This is a genomic window from Mesorhizobium sp. M7D.F.Ca.US.004.03.1.1 (genome assembly GCF_003998635.1).
In the GTDB taxonomy this organism is placed as follows: Bacteria; Pseudomonadota; Alphaproteobacteria; order Rhizobiales; family Rhizobiaceae; genus Mesorhizobium; species Mesorhizobium loti.
Genome location: NZ_RZQG01000017.1, coordinates 1 through 21,172 on the forward strand (window position 1 = coordinate 1; position 21,172 = coordinate 21,172).

Annotated in this window: 25 protein-coding genes and 1 tRNA gene; 11 read left to right on the forward strand and 15 right to left on the reverse strand. The window is 63.5% G+C overall.

What is annotated here, in order from left to right; all coding sequences use genetic code 11:
* The 4 genes from EN935_RS02400 to EN935_RS02415 all read right to left on the reverse strand — a co-directional run.
* On the reverse strand, positions 1 to 941 hold a 941-nt coding region (locus EN935_RS02400), incomplete at its 3' end, for a M81 family metallopeptidase (RefSeq protein ID WP_164770999.1).
* Between the two features lie 23 nt (positions 942 to 964).
* On the reverse strand, positions 965 to 1,789 hold the full coding sequence (locus tag EN935_RS02405) for a carbohydrate ABC transporter permease (RefSeq protein WP_109664236.1): 825 nt from the start codon (positions 1,787 to 1,789) through the stop codon (positions 965 to 967).
* A complete protein-coding gene (locus EN935_RS02410) occupies positions 1,786 to 2,655 on the reverse strand; it encodes a sugar ABC transporter permease (protein ID WP_109664231.1) in 870 nt (289 codons plus the stop codon). Before EN935_RS02410 ends, EN935_RS02405 begins: the two co-directional genes overlap by 4 nt.
* A 235-nt stretch (positions 2,656 to 2,890) precedes the next feature.
* On the reverse strand, positions 2,891 to 4,123 hold the full coding sequence (locus tag EN935_RS02415; RefSeq protein ID WP_109664227.1) for a sugar ABC transporter substrate-binding protein: 1,233 nt from the start codon (positions 4,121 to 4,123) through the stop codon (positions 2,891 to 2,893).
* A 182-nt stretch (positions 4,124 to 4,305) separates the two neighbouring features.
* On the opposite strand from EN935_RS02415, the gene EN935_RS02420 reads away from it, so the two are divergent.
* The 3 genes from EN935_RS02420 to EN935_RS02430 are packed head-to-tail and all read left to right on the forward strand — an operon-like array spanning position 4,306 to position 7,056.
* The gene (locus EN935_RS02420; RefSeq protein WP_127265982.1) at positions 4,306 to 5,094 is read left to right on the forward strand and encodes an SDR family oxidoreductase; all 789 of its coding nucleotides are present in this window, start codon (positions 4,306 to 4,308) and stop codon (positions 5,092 to 5,094) included.
* Between the two features lie 2 nt (positions 5,095 to 5,096).
* Complete coding sequence (gene ugpC / locus EN935_RS02425) at positions 5,097 to 6,164, forward strand: sn-glycerol-3-phosphate ABC transporter ATP-binding protein UgpC (protein ID WP_109664217.1); 1,068 nt, start codon at positions 5,097 to 5,099, stop codon at positions 6,162 to 6,164.
* A gap of 10 nt (positions 6,165 to 6,174) precedes the next feature.
* Positions 6,175 to 7,056, forward strand: coding sequence for a MurR/RpiR family transcriptional regulator (locus tag EN935_RS02430; protein WP_109664213.1), 882 nt, complete (start codon positions 6,175 to 6,177; stop codon positions 7,054 to 7,056).
* Between the two features lie 18 nt (positions 7,057 to 7,074).
* Here the strand turns inward: EN935_RS02430 and EN935_RS02435 are convergent, their stop codons facing one another.
* Positions 7,075 to 7,386 (reverse strand): DUF167 family protein, encoded by a 312-nt coding sequence (locus EN935_RS02435; protein WP_126066826.1) that lies wholly within the window; start codon positions 7,384 to 7,386, stop codon positions 7,075 to 7,077.
* A 13-nt stretch (positions 7,387 to 7,399) separates the two neighbouring features.
* Entirely contained in the window at positions 7,400 to 7,690 is a 291-nt protein-coding gene (locus tag EN935_RS02440) for a YggT family protein (RefSeq protein WP_109665382.1), read from the reverse strand.
* Between the two features lie 160 nt (positions 7,691 to 7,850).
* Here EN935_RS02440 and EN935_RS02445 point away from each other — a divergent pair.
* The 6 genes from EN935_RS02445 to EN935_RS02475 all read left to right on the forward strand — a co-directional run bounded on the left by EN935_RS02445 (position 7,851) and on the right by EN935_RS02475 (position 11,412).
* Positions 7,851 to 7,926 (forward strand) — tRNA-Ala (locus EN935_RS02445).
* 331 nt (positions 7,927 to 8,257) lie between these two features.
* A complete protein-coding gene (locus EN935_RS02450; protein ID WP_127265221.1) occupies positions 8,258 to 9,007 on the forward strand; it encodes a helix-turn-helix transcriptional regulator in 750 nt (249 codons plus the stop codon).
* Positions 9,008 to 9,536: 529 nt separating this feature from the next.
* Entirely contained in the window at positions 9,537 to 10,499 is a 963-nt protein-coding gene (locus EN935_RS02460; protein WP_245468969.1) for a SagB/ThcOx family dehydrogenase, read from the forward strand.
* Positions 10,500 to 10,557: 58 nt separating this feature from the next.
* Positions 10,558 to 10,812, forward strand: coding sequence for a hypothetical protein (locus tag EN935_RS02465; RefSeq protein WP_109664195.1), 255 nt, complete (start codon positions 10,558 to 10,560; stop codon positions 10,810 to 10,812).
* Positions 10,813 to 10,888: 76 nt separating this feature from the next.
* Positions 10,889 to 11,095, forward strand: a complete 207-nt coding sequence (locus EN935_RS02470; RefSeq protein WP_164771000.1) for a hypothetical protein — start codon at positions 10,889 to 10,891, stop codon at positions 11,093 to 11,095.
* Entirely contained in the window at positions 11,092 to 11,412 is a 321-nt protein-coding gene (locus tag EN935_RS02475; RefSeq protein WP_109664185.1) for a hypothetical protein, read from the forward strand. The genes EN935_RS02470 and EN935_RS02475 overlap by 4 nt, the downstream gene beginning before the upstream one ends.
* 23 nt (positions 11,413 to 11,435) lie before the next feature.
* Here the strand turns inward: EN935_RS02475 and EN935_RS02480 are convergent, their stop codons facing one another.
* The 4 genes from EN935_RS02480 to EN935_RS02495 form a co-directional block, all read right to left on the reverse strand.
* Positions 11,436 to 12,380, reverse strand: a complete 945-nt coding sequence (locus EN935_RS02480; protein WP_127265219.1) for an energy transducer TonB — start codon at positions 12,378 to 12,380, stop codon at positions 11,436 to 11,438.
* A complete protein-coding gene (gene exbD / locus EN935_RS02485) occupies positions 12,377 to 12,823 on the reverse strand; it encodes a TonB system transport protein ExbD (RefSeq protein ID WP_109664176.1) in 447 nt (148 codons plus the stop codon). The genes EN935_RS02480 and exbD overlap by 4 nt, the downstream gene beginning before the upstream one ends.
* 4 nt (positions 12,824 to 12,827) lie before the next feature.
* The gene (exbB, locus tag EN935_RS02490; protein ID WP_109665377.1) at positions 12,828 to 13,778 is read right to left on the reverse strand and encodes a tonB-system energizer ExbB; all 951 of its coding nucleotides are present in this window, start codon (positions 13,776 to 13,778) and stop codon (positions 12,828 to 12,830) included.
* Between the two features lie 65 nt (positions 13,779 to 13,843).
* Positions 13,844 to 14,641 (reverse strand): ATP-binding cassette domain-containing protein, encoded by a 798-nt coding sequence (locus EN935_RS02495; protein WP_109664172.1) that lies wholly within the window; start codon positions 14,639 to 14,641, stop codon positions 13,844 to 13,846.
* Positions 14,642 to 14,919: 278 nt separating this feature from the next.
* Here EN935_RS02495 and EN935_RS02500 point away from each other — a divergent pair, with 278 nt between their 5' ends.
* Positions 14,920 to 15,606 (forward strand): isochorismatase family cysteine hydrolase, encoded by a 687-nt coding sequence (locus EN935_RS02500; RefSeq protein WP_126066832.1) that lies wholly within the window; start codon positions 14,920 to 14,922, stop codon positions 15,604 to 15,606.
* A 6-nt stretch (positions 15,607 to 15,612) separates the two neighbouring features.
* Here the strand turns inward: EN935_RS02500 and EN935_RS02505 are convergent, their stop codons facing one another.
* Both EN935_RS02505 and EN935_RS02510 read right to left on the reverse strand, forming a co-directional pair.
* Entirely contained in the window at positions 15,613 to 16,554 is a 942-nt protein-coding gene (locus EN935_RS02505; protein ID WP_127373152.1) for an LLM class flavin-dependent oxidoreductase, read from the reverse strand.
* Between the two features lie 113 nt (positions 16,555 to 16,667).
* A complete protein-coding gene (locus EN935_RS02510) occupies positions 16,668 to 16,823 on the reverse strand; it encodes a hypothetical protein (protein ID WP_109664162.1) in 156 nt (51 codons plus the stop codon).
* A gap of 289 nt (positions 16,824 to 17,112) precedes the next feature.
* On the opposite strand from EN935_RS02510, the gene EN935_RS02515 reads away from it, so the two are divergent.
* Positions 17,113 to 17,880: an SDR family oxidoreductase gene (locus EN935_RS02515; protein WP_109664148.1), complete on the forward strand. Its 768-nt coding sequence runs from the start codon at positions 17,113 to 17,115 to the stop codon at positions 17,878 to 17,880.
* 30 nt (positions 17,881 to 17,910) lie between these two features.
* Here EN935_RS02515 and EN935_RS02520 read toward each other — a convergent pair whose 3' ends face one another.
* From EN935_RS02520 to EN935_RS02530, 3 genes are all read right to left on the reverse strand, one after another.
* Positions 17,911 to 18,855 carry an ABC transporter permease gene (locus EN935_RS02520; RefSeq protein ID WP_127265656.1) on the reverse strand — a complete coding sequence of 315 codons (945 nt, stop codon included), beginning with the start codon at positions 18,853 to 18,855 and terminating at the stop codon, positions 17,911 to 17,913.
* Positions 18,855 to 19,907: an ABC transporter permease gene (locus tag EN935_RS02525; RefSeq protein ID WP_127265657.1), complete on the reverse strand. Its 1,053-nt coding sequence runs from the start codon at positions 19,905 to 19,907 to the stop codon at positions 18,855 to 18,857. The genes EN935_RS02520 and EN935_RS02525 overlap by 1 nt, the downstream gene beginning before the upstream one ends.
* On the reverse strand, positions 19,907 to 21,172 hold a 1,266-nt coding region (locus EN935_RS02530), incomplete at its 5' end, for an ABC transporter ATP-binding protein (RefSeq protein WP_164771001.1). The genes EN935_RS02525 and EN935_RS02530, both read right to left, overlap by 1 nt.

The following is a 21,172-nucleotide window of genomic DNA, read 5'->3' on the forward strand; positions in this document are numbered from 1 at the left end:
CCCGGCACACCGCCGCCGGGATTGTCCCAGATATCGGCGATGACCACCGGCTTGCCCGGATTTTCGGCGCGCACGGCCAGCGCCCGGTCGATGCCGTCGGCGGCGCTCAGCATGGTCATCGCCGTCTTTTCGCGCAGCGCGTAGAGTTCCCGCCCCAGCCGTTCCGCCAACGCATCGCCCTTGGCCTTGTCATTGTCGGTGACGACCAGGATACGCGTGCCCATCTCGGCCACGTCGGCCGCCATGAAGCCGTGGATGACCGAGACCGACAGCACGCCGTCCTTGCCGTGCAGCGCCTTGATGCGGTCGACGAAGGACCGCATCGGCTCGCGGCTGGTCGGCAGCACCTGGATCATGCGGCAATCGAACGTCGAGATGACCGGCTTGATCTCACCGCGCGCCGCGGCAAGGCCAAGCTCGACGACATGTTCGCCGCGCTCGTAGAAATCGGTGTGCGGAAATTCGAGGAAGTAGGCGAGGATGTCAGAGGCCGTCACGCGCTTCGGTGTCAGATGGCTGTGCGGATCGAGTTCCACGGCGATCACCACCTCCGGCCCAACCATTGCGCGGACCCGTTCGAGCAGGTCGCCTTCGCAATCGTCATAGCCTTGCGCCACCATCGCGCCATGCAGGCCGAGGATGACAGCATCGACCGGCAGCGCTGCGTTGAGCTGGCCGAGAATCTCGTCGCGCAGCGCCTCGTAGGTCTGCCGCTGCACCAACCCGCCGGGCTCGGCCCAGGTGGCGGTGCCCTCGATGACATCAAGGCCTTCGGCGACCGCCCGCCGGCGCAGGGCAACCATCGGCGACGAGCACAAAGTCGGTGTTTCCGGATGTTTGCCGGGCCCAGCATAGAAGGCCATCTCGAACGAGGCCCTATCGGTCGGCACCGGCGAGAAGGTGTTGGTTTCCGTCGCCAGCGAGGCGGTGAAGATGCGCATGAAAGCTCCGTGGATGGTGGCGGCTATTTGACCGCCCCGAGCGCCAGGCCCCTGACGAGGTAGCGCTGCAGCCAGATGAACAGGATGGCCACCGGCAAGGTCGCCAGCAGCGTGGCCGCCATGACGTGGTGCCATTCGATGGTATAGCGGCCGGCGACCAGCGAAAACACCTGGATCGGCAGCGTGTAGCTTTCCTGGCTGCGCAGCATGGTGAGCGCGACGACGAATTCGTTCCAGGCATTGATGAAGGTGAAGATCGCGGTGACCGCGATCGCCGGCAGGCAGAGCGGCAGGAACACCTTGCGCAAGGTCAGCCAGCGGCCGGCGCCTTCCATCCAGGCCGCCTCCTCGAGATCGCGCGGGATGGTGTCGAAATAGCTCTGCAGCATCCACACCGTGAAGGCGACGTTGAAGGCCATGTAGATGAAGCCGAGCGCCGTCGTGCTCTCGACCAGGCCCCAGGCGGCCATCAGCCGGAACAGGCCGAGCACCAGCACGATCGGCGAGATCATCTGCGAAATCAGCAGGAACTGGCGCAAGGCGCCGTAGCCGGCAAAGCGGAAGCGCGACATGGCATAGGCCGCCGGAACCGAGATCAGGATGGCGCCGACGGTGGCGATCACCGACACGTAGAGCGAATTGAGCAGCGCCTGGCCAAAGCCGGTCGCCACCCACATGTCGGAGAAGTTGGCCCAGCGGAATTCGCTCGGCCACCAGGTCGGCGACAGCACTTCCTGTCTCGGCTTGACCGCGGTCAGGAACATCACCGCGAACGGAAAGAGCGTCACCACGATCAGTGGCGCCAGCAGCAGCCAGGCAATGACGGTGCGTTTGAGTTTACTTGTCATGCGCGCTGCTCCCGCATCGCCAGCCGCACATAGATCATGGTGAAGATGAGCAATATGGCGAACATCACCAGCGACACCGCCGATGCTTCGCCCAGCTTGCCGATGCGGAAGGCGAGCTTGTAGAGGTGGGTGACCAGGATGTCGGTCGAATTGGCCGGCCCGCCCTGCGTCATCACCCAGATGATCGGGAAGGAATTGAACACGTAGATGGTGTTGAGCACGATGGCGATGTTGATGAACGGCTTCAGCAGTGGAAAGGTGATTTCGCGGAACTGCTGCAGCGGTGTCGCTCCTTCGAGCGCCGCCGCCTCGTATAGGTCATCCGGGATCGACGACAGCCCGCCGAGGAAGATCGTTGTCGTGAACGGCACCGTCACCAGGATGCCGATCAGCACCTGCATGGGAAAGGCGGTTTCGGCGCTCGCCAGCCACTGGATGTTGTGGTCGATGATGCCGAGGCCGATCAGCGCCGAATTCAGCATGCCGCTTTCACCACTCAGCGCCCAGCGCCAGACCACCGCGGTCATGGTCAGCGACACCGCCCAGGGCAACATGATGATGACGCGGGCAATACCGCGGCCATAGAAGTCGGTGTTGAGGATCATCGCCACCGGGATCGACAAAAGCAGCGCGCCGCCGACGACCATCACCGTCCACTGGCCGGTGCGCCAGAGCGCGGCCATGAAATCGGGATCGGCAGCGAGTGCCCCGAAATTGGCAAAGTCGTTGAAGTCGCGAAGCTGGCCGAAGCGGCTGACATCGTGCGTCGAGATCTGGATCAGATCCCAGACCGGCCAGAAGATGACGATCGCCGCCAGGAACAGGCTGGGTAAGGTCAGAAGATAGGGCAAGAAACGGTTTTGCATCGGCTGGCCTGCGCCTAGAGCAATTCCAGGAAAAGTGTGGCGCGGTTTTCCGTTCGGAATTGCGTTAAAATAAAGAGTTGGATCGGTTCGCCGTTTCACCAAACGGTGAACCGATCCACGCGCGTGGATCAGAAGTTTCTATGCGAATTTCGGATCCACCGCACCAGGCGGGAAACCAAGGGGTGGCGCGCCCCGCCTGAGTCTGGGGCGCGCCACGGGCGCAGGGAGATACGCCCTATTTCTTCAGCACCGCGTTGGCCTTGGCGGCTGCGTCTTTCAAGCCTGCCTCGGGATCGCCGCCGAGATAGATCTTCTGCATGGCGTCGGAGGTGATCTGGGCGACCTCCTCCCAGCCGGGGATGACCGGCGCGAAGCGGGCGTCGGGCAGCAGCGCGGTGAACGCCGCCAGATCAGCATTGTTCACATAGTAGTCCATCTTGGCCTCTTCCTTGTTCACCGGCAGGAAACCTTCGCCCTGCGTGAACTTGGCGCGCTGTTCGGTGGTGAACAGGAAATCGAGCAGCTTCCAGGCCTCGTCCTTGTTCTTGGAGTTCTTGAACATGATGATGGAATCGGTCACGCCGTAGGTACCGCGCGCGCCGGTCGGCCCGGCGGGAATGGCCGCCACGCCGTATTTCAGGTTCGGCGCCTCGTCCTTGATCTGGTTGGACAGGAACGGTGCGGTGATCATCATGCCAACCTTGCCCTGCTTGAACAGGTTCTGCACATCCTCGCGGTTGTTGGACGTGACGCCCGGCTCGGTGAGGCCTTCGTCGATCATCGACTTGTAGAGCTTGGCCGCTTCAAGCGCGCCGGGCGTGCCGAGGCCGGAGGTGCCGTCCTTGTTGAGGATCTCGGTGCCCTGGGACCACATCGCATAGTAGTAGTACACGTCGGTCTCGATCTCCTTGCCCTGCAGGCCGAAACCAAAGGTGCCGGAGCCCAGCGCCTTGATCTTGCGCGCATCGTCCTGCAGCTCGGTCCAGGTTGCCGGCGGCTTGGCGATGCCGGCTTTCTCGAACAGCTCCTTGTTGTAGTACATGGCGCGCGCCGAGGCCGCGATCGGCAGGCCGTAGGTCTTGCCCTCCATGATCGAGGGCGACAGGAAGGTGTCGATGAAGCGGTCCTTGAAGTCGGGCTTGATGTAGCTGTCGAGCGGCTCGGCGACATCCTGCTGGACAAAGTCGATCAGCCAGCGCGTGCCGATGATCGACAGATCGGCATTGGTGCCGGCGGTGATGTCGGTGGTCAGCTTCTGCAGCAGCACATCCCACGGCACCACTTCGAACTTGACGGTGATGCCGGGATTGGCCGCCTCGAATTCCTTCTTGACGTCGGCGAAATAGGGAGCAGTCTTGGCGCTGTACTCGGCGACGGTGACGCGCACCTCGCCCGCATTCGCCTGCGCCGCAATTGCCAGCATGCTCATTCCGGCCATCAGGCCGACAGTCCATTTTGCAAGGCTCATTTGATCTCTCCCATTTTGATTTTGCGCCTGCGCGCCTCTTCGTTGCCGGAGCAGAAGATTTATGTGACTTTCCTACATTATCGATGATTTGAAGGCTTGCAAGCAGATTATTCTGTTGCTTAATTACATTTTTTGGCCTAGGCGTTGCACCATCTGTCAGAACTCCCGGAGGATGACGTACGGTGGTTTCGCAAGCCGAGTTCGAAGGCAGGGCCGAGTTCGAGGGCAAGACTGTCGTGGTCACAGGTGCTGGCGGCGGCCTCGGCACCGCCATCGTGGCGCTGATGGCGCAAAGGGGCGCCAGGGTCGTCGGCTGCGACCAATCAAGCGAGGCATTGAAAAGCCCGCACCTTGCCTCCCGCCACGTCTTCGACCTTCTCGACAAGGCATCGATAGCGGCAGCGATCGCCGCGATCCTCGACCGGGATGGCATGCCCGACATTCTCGTCAACAATGCCGGCTGGACGCGCGCCGAAACGATTTCGGCGCTCAATCCCGACAAGATAGAGCAGGAACTCGACCTCAACCTGACCGGCGTGATGAACTTCGCCGATCCGCTGGTCAAGGCGATGGCCGGCCGAGGTTCCGGCAGCGTCGTCTTCATCTCGTCGGTCAACGCCATCGCGCATTTCGGCAATCCCGCCTATGCCGCGGCCAAGGCCGGCATCAACGCCTACGCCAAGGCGATCGCCGTCGAGCTCGGCCGCAGCGGCCTGCGCTCCAATGTCGTCTGCCCCGGATCGATCCGCACCGCCGCCTGGGACCATCGCCTTGCCAAGGATCCTGAAATCCTAGGCAAGCTGCAACGGCTCTATCCGCTTGGCCGCATCGTCAACGCTTCGGAAGTGGCGGAAGCCGTCGCCTTCCTTGCGTCCGATCGCGCATCTGGAATAACGGGCGTGGTGATGCCGGTGGACGCGGGGCTGACCGCCGGTTGCCTGCCCTTCATCGACGACATTCTGGGAGCGTGAGCATGACCGACGTCGAGTTTCGCGACCTGTCGAAATCCTTCGGACAGCACAAGATCCTCGAGAACATCAGCCTCGATATCAAGAGCGGCGAGTTCGTCGTGCTGGTCGGCCCGTCCGGCTGCGGCAAGTCGACCTTGCTGCGCATGCTGGCCGGACTGGAGACGATCACCTCCGGCGACCTGTTGATCGGCGGCGTGCGCGCCAACGCGCTGCCGCCGCAGCAGCGCAACATTGCCATGGTGTTCCAGTCCTATGCGCTGTTTCCACATCTGAAGGCAGCCGACAATATCGGCTTTGGCCCGAAGATACGCGGCGAGGCGCGCGAGGCGGTCGACGCAAAGGTCAAAAAGGCGTCCGGCGTCCTCAATCTCTTCTCCTATCTCGACCGCTATCCCCGCCAGCTGTCGGGCGGCCAGCGCCAGCGCGTCGCCATGGGCCGCGCCATCGTGCGCGAGCCGTCGGTGTTCCTGTTCGACGAGCCCCTGTCCAACCTCGACGCGCAATTGCGCGTGCAGATGCGCGTCGAGATCAAGGCGCTGCACCAGCGGCTGAAATCGACGATCGTCTATGTCACCCACGACCAGATCGAAGCCATGACCATGGCCGACCGCATCGTCGTCATGGACCGTGGCAGGATCCAGCAGGTCGGCGCGCCGCTGGAACTCTATGACAGGCCGGCCAACAAGTTCGTCGCCAGCTTCCTTGGCTCGCCGTCGATGAGCTTTGTGTCGGGTTCTCTCAAGACGACAGCTCAGAAATCCTGGTTCGAGTCGACCGGTGGCGGCCGACTTGCGCTTGCCGGCAAACAGGTGCCGGCGGGCAGCGCGGTGGAAGCCGGCATCCGGCCCGAGCATTTCGTCATCGGCGAGGCTGTCGACGCGATGGCGATCAAGGTGGATGTCGTCGAGCCGACCGGTTCCGAGACCCATGTCTATGGCGCCATTGGTGCTGATACCGTACGCGCCGTGTTCCGCGACAGGGTGCCGGTCAGGCCGGGCGACCTGCTGCCGGTGACCGTCGATCCCGGCAACATCCATCTGTTCGACAAGGCGACGGGCCTGCCTCTATGAAAACACATACATGAAGACGCCGGCCGACATCATCACGCGCCTGCAGCTGATGTTACAGGACGGAACGAAGTCGGATCGCAAACTGGCCGGCTTCGTGCTGGCCGACCTTGATTTCGTCTCCAAGGCGGCGATCTCGGAAATTGCCGCGCGTGTCGGTGTCAGCGAACCGACGGTGACGCGGTTCTGCCGCAACCTCGGTTGCGAGGGCCTGCGCGATTTCAAATTCTATCTGGCACAGGCCATCGCCATCGGCGGCCAGTATCTATCGCCGGAGCCGTTGAGCCGCGATGCCCGCGAACAGCGCATCGCTTCCGCCATCACCGAAGCGGCGATATCGGCCATCCAGCGCGCCAGCGAAAACCTCGACATGACGACGCTGGTCGCCGTCGCCGCGCGCATCGCCGTCTCGGGCAATGTGCTGTGCATCGGTTCCGGCGGTATTTCCTCGATGATGGCGACCGAAATGCAGAACCGGCTGTTCAGGCTGGGCGTGTCGGTGCTGGCGCAGATCGACGGACAGCTGCAGCGCATGTACGCCGCCGTCGCCACGCCCGACACCACGCTGATCGCCTTCTCTGTCTCGGGCTATGCGCGATCGGTTATCGATGCGGTGCAGGTCGCCCAGCAATATGGTGCCACGACAATCGCCATCACGCCGCCGGACTCCGCACTCGCCAAGGTCGCCGACACGGTCATCCATTTCCAGTCGCTGGAAGACGGCAACATCTACAAGCCGACATCGTCGCGCTATGCGCTGCTGTCGATCGTCGACATGATCGTCACCTCCGTCGCCGAGACGCGCGGACCACGAGTCCTCGAAAATCTGCGCCGTATCAAGCAGAGCGTGAACACGTTGAAAGTCGACGATCCGCGTTTGCCGCTGGGGGATTGAACCCTTCACCGAAGGGCATCAGGAGCCGAGCCCCTCGATGCCTTTCGCCAACATCGCCGGATCGCCTGAAATGCGCACGGTCTTCAGCCGGGCGGTGCCGCCGGCGACAACCGAGACGGTGGACGCCGGCACGCCCAGCATCTTGGCCAGCAATCGTTCAAGCGCTTGATTGGCAGCGCCGTTTTCCGGCACGGCGCGGACGCGCGCCTTCAGATGGCTTCGACCGTCCGCTGTCGTCTCGACGCCTTCGAGCCTGTCCAGCGCAGCCTTCGGCGTCAGCCGGACAAACAGGTCGACGCCACCATCGCGCAGGCGGAACGGCGCGCTCATGCGAGCACCGGGCTCACAGGACGAGTGGCGCCACCGTGGTGAGTATGAACTGCCGCAGGAAGAACAGGATCAGAAGCAGGATGATCGGCGAGATGTCGATGCCGCCAAGATCCGGCATGAAGCGGCGGATCGGCCGCAACGCCGGCTCGGTCAGCCGGTAGAGCATGTTGCCGATACTGCCGACGAACTGGTTTTTCGAATTGACGACGTTGAAGGCGTAGAGCCAGGAGAAGATCGCCGATGCGATGATGATCCACCAGTAGAGGTCAAGCGCCATAACGATTGTCTGAATGAGGGCGAGCATGCCGGTCTCCAATTGTTGCCGACATGTAGCCATTGCACGCGAAACCGGCAAGGGCCGCCTTCCCTCTACGCTGGCCCGACACGCGACGGCAGCGGATTTCGGCAAAACGCCGCCTTGACAGAAAACCACGACGCCCGATAAATGCGCCCATCCGCTGGACGGGGCTGTAGCTCAGCTGGGAGAGCGCGTCGTTCGCAATGACGAGGTCAGGAGTTCGATCCTCCTCAGCTCCACCAGCGGAATAATCAGTTCTCCACTCTCCGCGCCGAATGCACCGCACGGGGCTCGTCCTGGCTCCTGCGGGCGGTATTTGTTGTGCCAAGGCGCTTTCGAGGGCCGCACTACTGCGCGTCCATCTCGCAATATCTGACAAAACTGTTGTCAATTGGACTTATGGCGGAAGCTGCTCACGGATTGTTTCCGTTCTTTTTGGAAACTGCCCCATTAGATTGACGTTACCAAATCAGTTTTTCTGTGCGTTGTGACAAGGGCGTTTCGGCGGGGGCGACCGAAGACGCTATATGGCTTTCGAGTCGAAATGAAAAATCCGCCTGCGGAAGCAAAGACGTGTCAATTCGCGAGAATCTCGCTGCAAACCTTAGACGGCTCTGCAAGGACCATGCTTCCGTCAGCGCGGTATGCCGTGAGCTGGGCATCAACCGCACGCAGTTCGAACGCTATCTGCAAGGACAGACGGTTCCCAACAAGGCCACCGCCAAGCTGATCTGCGACTACTTCCGGATCGACGAGGCCGAGTTGTACCAGGATCCCGACGTCCCCGAACCCAGGGTCCGGGGCCTGCCGCCGGTTTCGGAGAGCTTGTTCAACCAGATGATCCGTCCGCCCAGCCCATCGATCGCGGGAGGCACCTATTTCACCTATTTTTCGATTCCCTCCCGGCCCGACCTCTTGATGCGATCGGTAACCTTCGTGCGTCGCGAAGCCGAGCTGGTCACCTTCAGAAGGGTTACCGGATGGTCGGAACGCCGGGGATCGACATGGGCGCGGGCGCGCGGCAACCACTATGGGGTGGCGATCTCGCGCCTGAACTGGATCTATTTCAGCGGCATCAATCGTCGCCAGACCGGCGAGCCGTCGCTGATCTCCGTGCAATGGGCACCGATCTCCGAACCGGTGCTGATAGGCAAGGCTATGCTTCTGACGGAGGCCGGGCCGGCCTTCGTGTCCGTCATCATGCGGCGCGACATGGCCAACATCCGCCCCAGGGACGCCATCAGCATGGCACACGTCATCAGGCTCGACGATCCAAGCGTCGACCTACTGGTGGTCAGCCTAACCCGGGACGGGCTGGGCTAATGCCGTCGATCGCCGTGGCTTACGCTAAATAAGAATAAGCATATACCGAAAAAGCGTATGCCAACGATTGTCTACTCTGTATCTGAATAAAATCGATATTTTACACTTTAGTGACAGGAAAGATAATTCATCAGCCCGTCTTTGGTACGTGGATTTACTACAATTTTAACATACCATTAACTCTTCCGACCTTACCTTTCTTGCCGTGGATCCCGTTTTGGGGGGTCTTTCAACGGATCCCGATGGGATCAAGGAAGGGATGAAAATGGCCAAGAAAGTGAACACCGCTCCGAAGCTGACGACTGCCGCCGGCACGCAGACCGTCTTCTTTTCGCAGGGCATGCACTACAACAAGCGCTGAAGCCGTTCTGCGCCGGCGAGCGGTTCGCTTGTCGGCGCCTCGGCTCCGCACATGGCATTCAGCATCATGAAAATGCGCTCTTCAAAAACGCTTGTTTTCTACCCCGGGCCTAACAAGATCACGGCATGCAACTTCCTGACCAGAAGCGTGTTTGAATGCAGCCCGGAGATGGTCGGTCTTCTTGCATCGTGGGACAAATGGGCGTCGACGGCGGATATCGCCCGCGCCCATGGGTGGTCGAAGTCCGAGCTGAAGGCTGTTGTTCCCCAGTTGCTCGATTTTTCCGCCCTGGTGACCGCCGGATCGCCGCTCGCCGAGCAGGAGGAGCAGTTTTCCGGACAATGGAGCTGGGGCCTTCCGACCGCGCTGATGCATTTCTGCGTCCAGGACAGCGCATACATGACCATCGAGCAAGCGGAAGAACGGCAGATCGAACGCGCCGGCCACACGCCGCAACCGGACCTGGTGCTGAAGAATTCCGCTGGCGCCATTCAGCTGCCGAACGCATTGGAAGACAATGAACTTCTCGCCCTGATGGCGCGCCGCCGCACCAACCGCACGGCGGCTCAGCCCACCATCACGGCCAAACAGCTTTCCGATTGCCTGTTCGCAGGGCTCGGCATCACCGGCGAGACCGCCAACTGCGTTGGCGCCCTGCCGCTTGGCATGACCCCTTCCGGCGGCGCGAGGAATCCCTATGAGGCCTATGTGGTCGCGCTCGGCGTCGACGGTCTCGAGCCCGGCGTCTACCACTATTGTGCCGCCGATCACGACCTTGGCAGGATTTCCGCAAACCATCTGCCCAAGATCTCCGAACTGGTCGGTGGACAGGAATGGGCTGATACCATGCCGTGCCTTATCCTGCTTTGCGCGAAGCTCGATCGCACGATGTGGAAATACGAGGACGCCAACGCCTATCGTGTCGTGCTGATCGAGGCTGGCCATATCGGCCAGAACATCATGCTGGCGGCGACCAATCATGGCCTGTCGGCATGCCCGACGGCGGCGCTCAGTCATTTGGCGATCAAGCGCCTGCTCGGCCTCGATCGCCTCACCGACGCGCCCATCTATGCCTTGACCCTCTCGGCCCCGGAATCATGCCCGTCTTCGGCGGGCCAATCTATCAATTAGTCGGCTTATTATTTTCTGTAACGCGTTCCCTAGGTTCAACCACAGACAGGAGCAGCACGTGGCAAATCATTCCCTACGTCAGTCGGAAATCGATAGTCTTCAATACATTTCGTCGATGACCAATGAGCTCGTGCAGATGGCCGAAGCAAGCCGTTTTCCCATGATCTCCTATCTGCTGGGCATGGCCTATGCAGAAGCCTTCGACGTTCTTCGCGGCGCACGGCCGGCCAGGCATGCGCAGCTCAGCGGCAACCCGCTGCACCCCAAGGTGCAGGCAAAGGACAATCGTGCTGCCCAGCCGCGGAGAGCATAGCGACATGCAATCGTCAGCCGCATGCGCGGTGGCCGGCTCGACCTCCCGGCCAAACCGCTGGGGGACGCTATGCGCGTTGCAAAACCTGATGCCACTGCTGAAAAAAGCCGCCACGGATCTGAACCGCGCCGACATGGTCTACTGGTTCGAACAGGCCGATGCCGAGGTCGCTAACATCATCAGGGGCCGACCGACCGATGCGGCCGCCATCCCGGCCTTGATCGCATCCTGCCCGCGGGAAACCGTTGCGCGCCTGGAATTGCCAAGGGGGATCTGCACATGAACATGATTGCGAACATCAGAAGCGTCGACGCCAGGGAAAGCATTTTCAGCCGGCTCGACGCCTTGATCACCAGGCAACCGCCATCGCCTGACGCCGCGCGGGTCGAGGCTCGCCAACTCGTCTCGATGGCAATTGCCGATAGCTGCCAGGTCGACAGTCTCTGGGGCGCGGTGGACGCCTTTCATGCCCATTTCGACTTCATGATGCAGACCATCGAGATCAACGGCGCCGACGACCCGAGCCTCAGGCTTCTGCGCACGAAATGTCGCTTCTATCTGGAGCAGGTCGAAGCCCTGTGCCTGTCGCTCAGCTATTGATGGATCCGGGTCTGCTCTAGTCTCTAATTGCGCAGGCTGAACACGAACGGTGCTGTTCGGCTCAGGCGCGAGCCGAGTTCCGGCGGCGGTGCCGGCACTGAGGCGCCTTGCAGCACGGCGAGTGCCGCACGGTCCAAATCCGCATCTCCGGAGGAACGAGAGAGCCTGGCAGACAGGACCCGGCCGGACGAGTCGACCGTGAAGGCGACATACGGCCTGCCTTCCACGCCTCGAGCCTTGGCCGAACGGGGATAGCGCGTGTGCCGCTTGATCCAGGCGCCCAAGCGGGAGTCCCATTTGCTGGAGTCGCCGGATCGCGACGCGGATTGTGCCGACTCCGGCGCGGCAGTCCTGGCCGCAGGCCGTGCATCGGCGCTGGCGGCGGCTACCGTCTTCGGCGGCGCCGCCTTCTCCTTCTTCGGCCGCGGCTTGGGCTTCTCGACAGGCTTTTTCGCCTTGGCCTCGACCGGTTTCTTGTCCTTGACCACTTCGACCGGTTTCGGCTGCGGCAAGGGAATGACGACCTCGGGGGCGACAGCCTCGACAATATCCGGGACGACCTCATCCGGCGGCGGCTGGTCGACCTGTTCAGCCATTTCGGTTCGGGTGAATTCGGCCTCGTCGGGCGGAACGGCTTGCGGCTGTTCGACAACCGGCTCCGCCTTCTCGACCGGCTCTTCGTGCGTAGGCTCGGGAGTCGGTGTCGGCTCGGTCTGATCTGGCGTAACCGCGTCCAGCGCGGCAATCTGCTCTTCCACCGCCGGCATCACCACCATCGGCGCCATCTCGATCACCTGGGCCGGTGGCAGACCGCCGTCTGCTTCGGTGACCATCGTGAAGTTTTGCACGGCATAGGCGACCGCGACATGAGCTCCGAGGACCAGCGCGGCCGCACCGGCCCACAAGCCAAGGTCGCGCCAGCCGAAGCGCGACAACTGGACCGAGGGCAAGGCGGTCGCTTGCATCATGGCGCCGCTGCACCAGTAGTTGCCGGCGCCGCCTCCAGGCCGACCAACGCGATCTTCAGATAGCCGGCACCGCGCAGCAGGTTCATCGCCTCCATCAGGTCGCCATAGGCGACCGCCTTGTCGGCACGCAGGAAGATGCGCGTCTGCTTGTCGCCTTTTGTCCTGCTGTCCAGCGTCGCGGCGAACGCCGGGCGCGGCACGCTGTCGTTGCCGATCGCCAGCGACAGATCGTCCTTCAGCGTCAGGAACAGCGGCGTTTCGGGCCGTGGCGCGGGCGTTGCGGTCGAGCCCGGCAGGTCGACATTGACATCCACCGTCGCCAGCGGCGCCGCGACCATGAAGATGATCAGCAGCACCAAGATGACATCGATGAAGGGGGTGACGTTGATCTCGTGGCTTTCCTCGAGATCGTCGTCCATGGTCTGTCGGATTCTGCTTGCCATGGCGCTACTCCGCCGCCAGCGCCGTCGGCGGCGCGACGGTGCGGAAGTCGAGGTCGCGGCTGACCAGCCGTTCGACGCCCGCCGAGGCATCGGCGAGGATCTGCCGGTAGCCGGCTATCGAGCGGGCAAAGACGTTGTAGATGACGACGGCCGGTATTGCCGCGACAAGGCCCATCGCGGTGGCTAGCAGCGCTTCGGCGATGCCCGGCGCGACCACGGCGAGATTGGTGGTCTGCGCCTGCGAGATGCCGATGAAGGCGTTCATGATGCCCCAGACGGTGCCGAAGAGGCCGACAAAGGGCGCGGTCGAGCCGATCGTCGCCAGCACGCCGGTGCCGCGCGACATGCGCCTCGACGCCGCCGCCTCGATGCGCGACAGGCGCGACGTGACCCGCTCCTTCAGCCCGTCTCCCGAGACATGATCGAGCGCACCTGCAGAAAGTGCGGTCTCCTCCTCGGCCGCCCGCACCAGAAGCGCGCCGGGGCCGCCGCTGCGGTCGAGGGCGCGGCTCGCCTGCTTCAACGTGGCGGCCTCGCCGATCGCCCGCACTGCGCGCTGGATACGCAGCTTGCCACCAAGAATCTCCAGCGATTTGGCCAGCCATATCGTCCAGGTGACAAGGGAGGCAAAGGCCAGCCCGATCATCACCGCCTTGACGATGATATCGGCCGCCATGAACATGCCCCACGGCGACAGATCATGCGGCAGGGCCAGCTCCAGCGCCGTCGAAGGCCCGGCCTCGGCCGGTACGGTCGCGTTCGGCTGGCTGGCCGGCTGCACAGGCGCCATCATGGCTGGGGGGACGACTGCCGGTGCTGCGGGTGCCGGTGCAGCCGGCGTGGTGGTCGCCTCGATCACGGGGGCGGAACCAGCCGGTTGCTGCTGGGCGGTCGCGCTACCGACCGACAGGATGACGGATGCGACCAACGCCGCCAACAAACCACTTCTCGACAACAGCTTCTTCCTTGTTCTCTCAGCGGCCGGCCGCTTTCCATTTCCCACCACCGCATCAAATCTCGTCACTGCACATAGCCGACGGGCTGGCCGGTGACGGGGTGCGCGAACACGCCCATCTCCACGCCGAAGATGCCTTTCAGCACATCGCTGCGCATGATCTCGCCGGGCGTGCCGCGCGTCAGCAGCTTGCCGTCCTTCAGCGCGATCAGCTCGTCGCAGTAGCGCGCCGCCATGTTGGGATCGTGCAGCACGACGACGACGCAGAGGTCGCGCTTGCGGCTGAGATCCTTGACCAGCCCGAGCACCTCGACCTGGTGGGCGATGTCGAGCGCCGAGATCGGCTCATCGAGCAGCATGACGCCGGCGTTCTGTGCCACCAGCATGGCCAGCCACGCGCGCTGGCGTTCGCCGCCCGACAATTCGTCCACCAGCCGGTCGGCAAAACCGTCCATGTCGGTCAAGGCCAGCGCCTCGTCGACATGCTGCCTGTCTTCCGCGCGGAAGCGGCCAAGCGCGCCATGCCAGGGATAGCGTCCGAGCGTCGCCAGTTCGCGCACGGTGAGACCGGTCGCCGCCGGCGTCGTCTGCGGCAGATAGGCAAGCGCGCGGGCAAGCTCGCGGGCGCCCCACTGCAATAGTGGCCGCCTGGCGAAGGTGATGGCGCCTGAGCTTGCCGGCTGCTGGCGCGCCATCAGCTTGATCAGCGTCGACTTGCCCGAACCATTGTGGCCGATCAGCCCGTAGACGCGCGAGCGCTGCAGTTCGAGCGAAACCGGACCGAGCAGCGTCCGCTCGCCGACGGCGAAGCGCACCGCGTCGATATGGAAGGCAGTCTGGGCATCAATTCCAGCCACGGTCATGGCTTTTCTCCAGTGCGGCCACCCGCATTTCCAGATTTCGGCTTTCGGCAGGCGATGCCCGGTTGACTATGAAACATGACCTTACTAGTCAACATTTAAGATGACTGCAACGGTCAACAAATCGGCGCGACGTAACCGTGAGGGTTTGCACGGCGAACTGTCGTCGCCGGCACGACGCCCCTCGTCCTGCCTCTTGGTGTTAGGATTGCTGCCCGGGTGGACGGCTGCAACTTCGCCGTTCAGGATAGACCGCACAATCGGTGAGGAGAAAACCCCGGATGATCAAGGCGACGCCTTTCGACTTCCCCTATGACGGCAGGCTGGTTGCCGAAAACACTGCGCTGATCGTCATCGACCTGCAGCAGGATTTCCTGTCGACGACGGGCTACTTCGCCAAGCAAGGCTACGACCCCTCGCCGCTCAGGGCGATCCTGCCGACCGTGAGCCGGCTGATATCAGCCGCCCGCAAGGCCGGCGTCAGCATCATCCACACCAGGCAGGGCTATCGGGCTGACATGGCCGACATGACGCCTTACGAAAAATGGCGCCGCAAGCGCTCCGGGCTCGAAGGCACCGAAATCCTGCTGCGCTCGGGCCCGGGATTCCAGATCGTTCCGGAGATCGACGTCGCGCCGCAGGACATCATCGTCGACAAGACCTGCAACAGCGCCTTCACCTATACGGACTTCGAGCTTGTCCTGCGCGCGCAAGGCATCACGCATCTCATGTTTTCCGGATGCACCACGGATGTCTGCGTCCACACCACGTTGCGGGAAGCCTGCGACCGGAATTTCCAATGCCTGACGATCTCGGACGCCTGCGCCAGCGGCGACAGACAAGCGCACGAGGCAGCACTTCACATGGTGACGGTCGAAGACGGCGTCTTCGGCGCGCTGACGGATTCAGCCGCCGTCATCGAAGGCCTGTCGCGACTTGGCGACAGGCCTGAAGCAACAAAAGGCTGAAGGATCTCAGCCCATTGCGCGCGTCTCCAGACCCGCGCGAGACGCATACGCCCCGGGCTGGAATGCGTCGGTCTCGCGACGCGCCAGGGAGTTGCGCAGCAGGGCGATCGTTTCCCGGCCGACCGTGGCGATCTCGCGCGGCGTGTCGACGCCGACAATCATGAATTCATCGATCCCGAGCGCGGTATAGGCAAGCAGCGACAGGGCGGCCTGTGCCGGTGGCCCGGAAAGGTCGACCGCCTTGTGGCCCGTGGCGGAAGCGCCCTGGTGAATCCTGACCGGAAGCGCAAAGCGCAGTTTGCCCGCCCGACCGTGCTCGGCAGCGGCACCGCGCACCCGCTCCATCAGCTGCCGAACCTCGTCGATCGAGCCTGGCACCAGTTCGAAGACATCGGCATGCCGGCCGGCGACCTTGAGCGCCGTTCCGGATTGCCCGCCCATACGGATGATCAGGTCGGCGCCGTGCGGACCCTTGCGCGGCACGTAGCCGCCCTTGATGCTGTAGAACGCGCCTTCATGGTCGAAGGGCCGGTCGTTGGACCACAGCCGCTTGAGCAGCACCAGATATTCGTCGATGCGCTGCCAAATGACAGTATGCCCGACCGGCCGTGTTTCGGCATCGTCGTCGCTCAGCGGCTCACTGAGCATCCTCAGCGCCAGCCGACCGCCGCTCTTGGCGTCGATGGCAGCCAGCTGCCGCGCCGCCACTGTCGGCTCGATCACGCCCGCCCAGTGGGTAAGGACGACTTCCAGCGACGAGGTGCTATCCAGCACCTGGGTGGCAAGATCCATGTTGGTCAGCAACCCGGCCGAATCGTCGACGACGATCTTGCGGAAGCCGCCGTCCTCGATCAGCCCGAGCTTGGTCGCGGTATCGGCAAAGTCGTAGAAAAAGGGAACTGCGGCGTCGGCGGTCTTGCCGGGGACATGCGTGAACTCGATCGGCATTGCCATCTCCTCCGTTGTGTCGGGCGCGCGAAAGCGCACCGAGGATTCGGTTCATTCAACTCCGATTGCCTGCAAGCGGTGGGGCAGCAGCTAACCCCGGTCGATCTGACGACTCAGGGAATAAGACCCAGAACAACGGCCCCGGTGAACACAAACGCAAGGGCAAAGACGAGATAGGCGAAGGCACCGGCATAGGCCGGCCGAAAGGCCTGGGCACTGGCCAGCCTCTGGCCGTTGCGATCCGTCTGGGCGTTCTGGATATAGGACATATCGGCCTCCGTCTCGCCTGTTAATCTATAAAACTTGTAGACTTTGTCGATTGCTATTTTCGGGCGATAGGTAGAATAATTTTCTCTTGGATAGCTACAAATTGGTGGCTACTTGCTGAGAGCGCCCATCTGAGCGAGCGATCGACATGGGATGCCCGCTTTGCGTCGGCCCCTGAAGAGCCCGATGGCGTTGTCCCCGCTGCACCCAATTCGTGGATTGGCCGCCCGGCGCGGGCGCGGTAGCATCGCCGAACCAGCAAAGCGAAATCGTCAAACAGGGGGCAGAAAAATGGGCACGAGACTGGCCGGCAAGGTCGCTATCATTTCGGGCGGCGCGACGGGTATGGGTGGGGCGGCCTCGGAGCTGTTCGCCGCTGAAGGCGCCAAGGTGGCGATCGTCGACCGCAACGGCGAGGCCGCCGCCGCAACCGCAGCGACAATCAGGACACGCGGCCATGTCGCCGAGCATTTTGTCGCCGACGTCTCCGACGAAGCCCAGGTCGAAGCGGCAGTGAAAGGGGCGGCGGAAAAGCTCGGCCCGGTCACCGTGCTGTTCAACCACGCCGGCACCATCGTCATCAAACCTTTCCTGGAGACGACGGTCCAGGAATGGGACTGGCTGCATGCCGTCAATGTGCGCTCGATGTTCCTGATGACGCGCGCCGTGCTGCCCGGCATGATCGCGGCGGGCGGCGGCTCGATCGTCTGCACCTCGTCGATCTCGGCGGTGGCGGCGACTCCCAACGAAGTGCTCTACGACACCACCAAGGGCGCCTGCCACATGTTCGCGCGCGCCATCGCGGTCGAGTTCCGCGACCGCAACATCCGCTGCAACGCGGTCTGCCCCGGCTTCATCCGCACGCCGCATGGCCTGCGTGAGGTCGCCGATCTCGGCAGACTCGGCGTCGACGTCTCAGACGCAGCGCTGGCCGCGCAGCAAGGCCGCATCGGCGAGCCGGAAGAGGTGGCAAGGGCCGCGCTGTATCTGGCCAGCGACGAGTCGAGCTTCGTCAACGGCACGCATCTGTTCGTCGACAACGGCTTTACCGCGATGTGAGCAGCGGGACGCTGACAGCCGCCAGAGCTGTTAGCGCTCCTCGCGCCGAAACGGCTTGAGCAGCGCCGAGGGCGCCACCGCGTTGCGCGACATCACCGCCATGGCGACGATGGTAAAGATGAAGGGCAGCATCAGGAATGCCTCGTAGGGGATGTGCCCGAGGCCGCTGGCCTGCATGCGCAGCTGCAAGGCATCGACGAAGGCGAACAGCAGTGCCGCCCCCGCCGAGCGCCACGGATCCCAGCGGCCGAAGACCACAAGCGCAATTGCTACCCAACCTCGCCCCGACACGACGCCGAAGGTGAAAGCGTTGAACTGCGCCATCGACAGGAAGGCGCCGGCCAGCCCCATCAGCGCACCGCCGAGGACAACCGCCTGGAAGCGTGTGGCGATGACACTGACGCCGGCCGAATCGGCGGCGCGTGGGTTTTCGCCGACCATGCGCACCGACAGGCCCCATGGCGTGCGGTACAGCACGAAGGCAGCCAGCGGAATGGCCAGGATCGCCATATAAACCAGCGCAAACTGGTTGAACACCGCCGGCCCGAGCACCGGAATGTCGGAGAGGACCGGGATCGGCAGTGTCTGAAAACCCTTGATGTTGGGCGGCACCGACTGCTGGCCGAAGATCAGCCGGTAGAGGAAATAGGCGAGGCCCGACGAGAACAATGTCACGCCGATGCCGCAGACATGCTGGCTGAGGCCGAGCACCACCGTGAACAGCGCGTGCAGCGCGCCCATCAGCATGCCGGTCAGCACAGCCGCCAGCACGCCGAGCCACAGGCTGCCGCTGAGGCTGGCGGCAGTGAAGCCGGTCATCGCCGACAACAGCATGATGCCTTCGATGCCGAGATTGAGCACGCCGGCCCGCTCGGAGAACATTTCGCCGAGCGTCGCAAAAGCCAGCGGCGTGGCGATGCGGATGATCGCGGCGAGGAAGCCTACCTGAAAGATCTGTTCGAACACTGCGCTCATCAGGCAGCCCCGACGCGGCGGATGCGATAGGCGGTGAACAGCAGCGCCACCAGCATGGCAAGCAATGCGGTGCCCTGGATGACGTCACTGAGGAAGGCCGGCACGCCGGTCGCCCGCGACATCGCCTCGGCGCCAGTCATCACGGCGGCAAGGAAGATCGCCGCCGGCACGACGCCAAGCGGGTTGAGCCGCGCCAGCATGGCAACGACGATGCCGGAATAGCCGTAGCCCGGCGAGATATCGCTCATCACCTGGAAATGCACGCCGCCGACCTCGCCGACACCGGCCAACCCAGCCAGCGCGCCGGACAGCAGCGCCGTCGAGATCAGCACGCGCTCGACATGGATGCCGCCATATCTGGCGGCTTCCGGGTTTTCGCCGGTGACCCTGATGCGGAAGCCGAGCGTCGTGCGCACGATCAGGAACCAGATCAACGGTGCCGCAATCAGTGCCACGACGACGCCGAGATGCAGCCGCGTGCCTTCGAGCAGCACCGGGAAATTGGCCGAATCCTCGATCGGCGGCGAGATCGGATAGCCGCTGAAACTGTCTTTCCACGGCCCCTCGATCAGGGCCATCAGCGCGTAGTAGATGACCGAGTTGAGCAACAGCGAACTGACGACATCGTCGACCTTGAATTTTACTCTGAGCGTCGCCGGCACCAGCGCGACCGCGGCTCCCGCGGCGGCACCCGCCAACGCCATCAACACCATGGCGAGCGGCCCCGGCATCGGAATGGCGCCGACAAAGCAACTGGCCACCGCGCCGGCCAGCAACTGACCCTCGGCGCCGATGTTCCAGAATTTGGCTCGGAAGGCGACCGCTACCGCCAGCCCGGTGAAGATCATCGGCGCCGCGCGCACCATCGTTTCGGTGATCGCATAGCTGTCGCCGAGCGAGGCCGTGAACATCACGCCGTAGGCTTCAAGCACGCCGGCGCCTGCCAGCGCGATCAGGCCGCTGCACAAGATGAGCGTTGCTCCGATCGCCAGCAGCGGCAAAGCCAGATTGAACCAGGCGGGCGTTGACGTGCGGACTTCCAGGCGAAACATCAGCTGTGACCCTCCGCGCCGGTCATCATCAGGCCCAGCCGGGCGACCGTCGCATCGGCGCTGTCGAGCGTGCCGACGATGCGGCCCTCATACATCACCGCGATGCGGTCGCAGAGCACCAGCAGCTCTTCGAGATCCTCGCCGATGACGATGATGCCGCAGCCCTTGGCCCGCATGTCGAGGAACTTTTCGTGGATGAAGCGCGCAGCGCCGATATCGAGCCCGCGCGTCGGCTGCGAGACAACAAGCACCTTCGGATCGAAGGCGAGTTCGCGCGCCAAAAGCGCCTTCTGCAGATTGCCGCCGGACAGCGCCCCGGCGCGTGTCATCGGCCCGGGGCACCTGATATCATAGGCGTTGATCTGCGCCTCGGCAAAGGCGCGGATCGCATCCGGCTTGAGCAAGCCACCGCTGCTGAAAGCGGCGGTACCGATGCGCGGCAACACCATCGAATCGGCGAGTGGCAGGTTGGTCACCAACCCGGTCGTCATGCGGTCTTCCGGGATGCGGCCAAGACCGAGCGCCTGCACCTCGCGCGGCGAAAACCGCGAGACCTTGCTGCCGGCGATCGTCATCTGACCGGCATCGGGCACGCGTGTCCCGGAGATCACCTCCGCCAGCGCCCGCTGGCCATTGCCCGACACGCCGGCAATGCCGAGGATCTCGCCGGCACGGACGGCAAGCGATACGTCGCGCAGCGGCGTGCCCGAGTGCTTTGAGGTCGAAATGCCGTCGAGGGTCAGCACCGCGGCACCGGGCGTCGACGGTCCCCTCGCCGGCGGCACGATCTCATGGCCGCACATCAGTGTTGCCATCTCCGAGGATGTCGTGTTGGCCGGGTCATCGACGCGGCCGGCAACGCGGCCATGCCGCAGCACCGTGCAGCGATGCGTCAGCGCCCGCACCTCGTTGAGTTTGTGCGAGATGAAGATGATGCCGAGGCCTTGTGCGGCCATCGAGCGCAACGCCGAAAACAGTCCGTCGACCTCGCTCGGCGCCAGCACCGCCGTCGGCTCGTCGAGGATCAAGAGCCTCGCACCGCGAAACAGCGCCTTGACGATTTCGAGCCGCTGCTGCTCGCCGACCGACAGCGCCGAGACCGGCAGGTTCGGGTCAAGCGTCAGCCCATGCTGGCGGCCTATCTCGGCGAGCCGCGCCAGCCCACCGGCGCGGTCGATCCGGCCTGTCTTGCCGGGAATGCCTATCAAAAGGTTTTCCAGCACAGTGAGCCGCGGCGCGAGGTGAAAATGCTGGTGCACCATGCC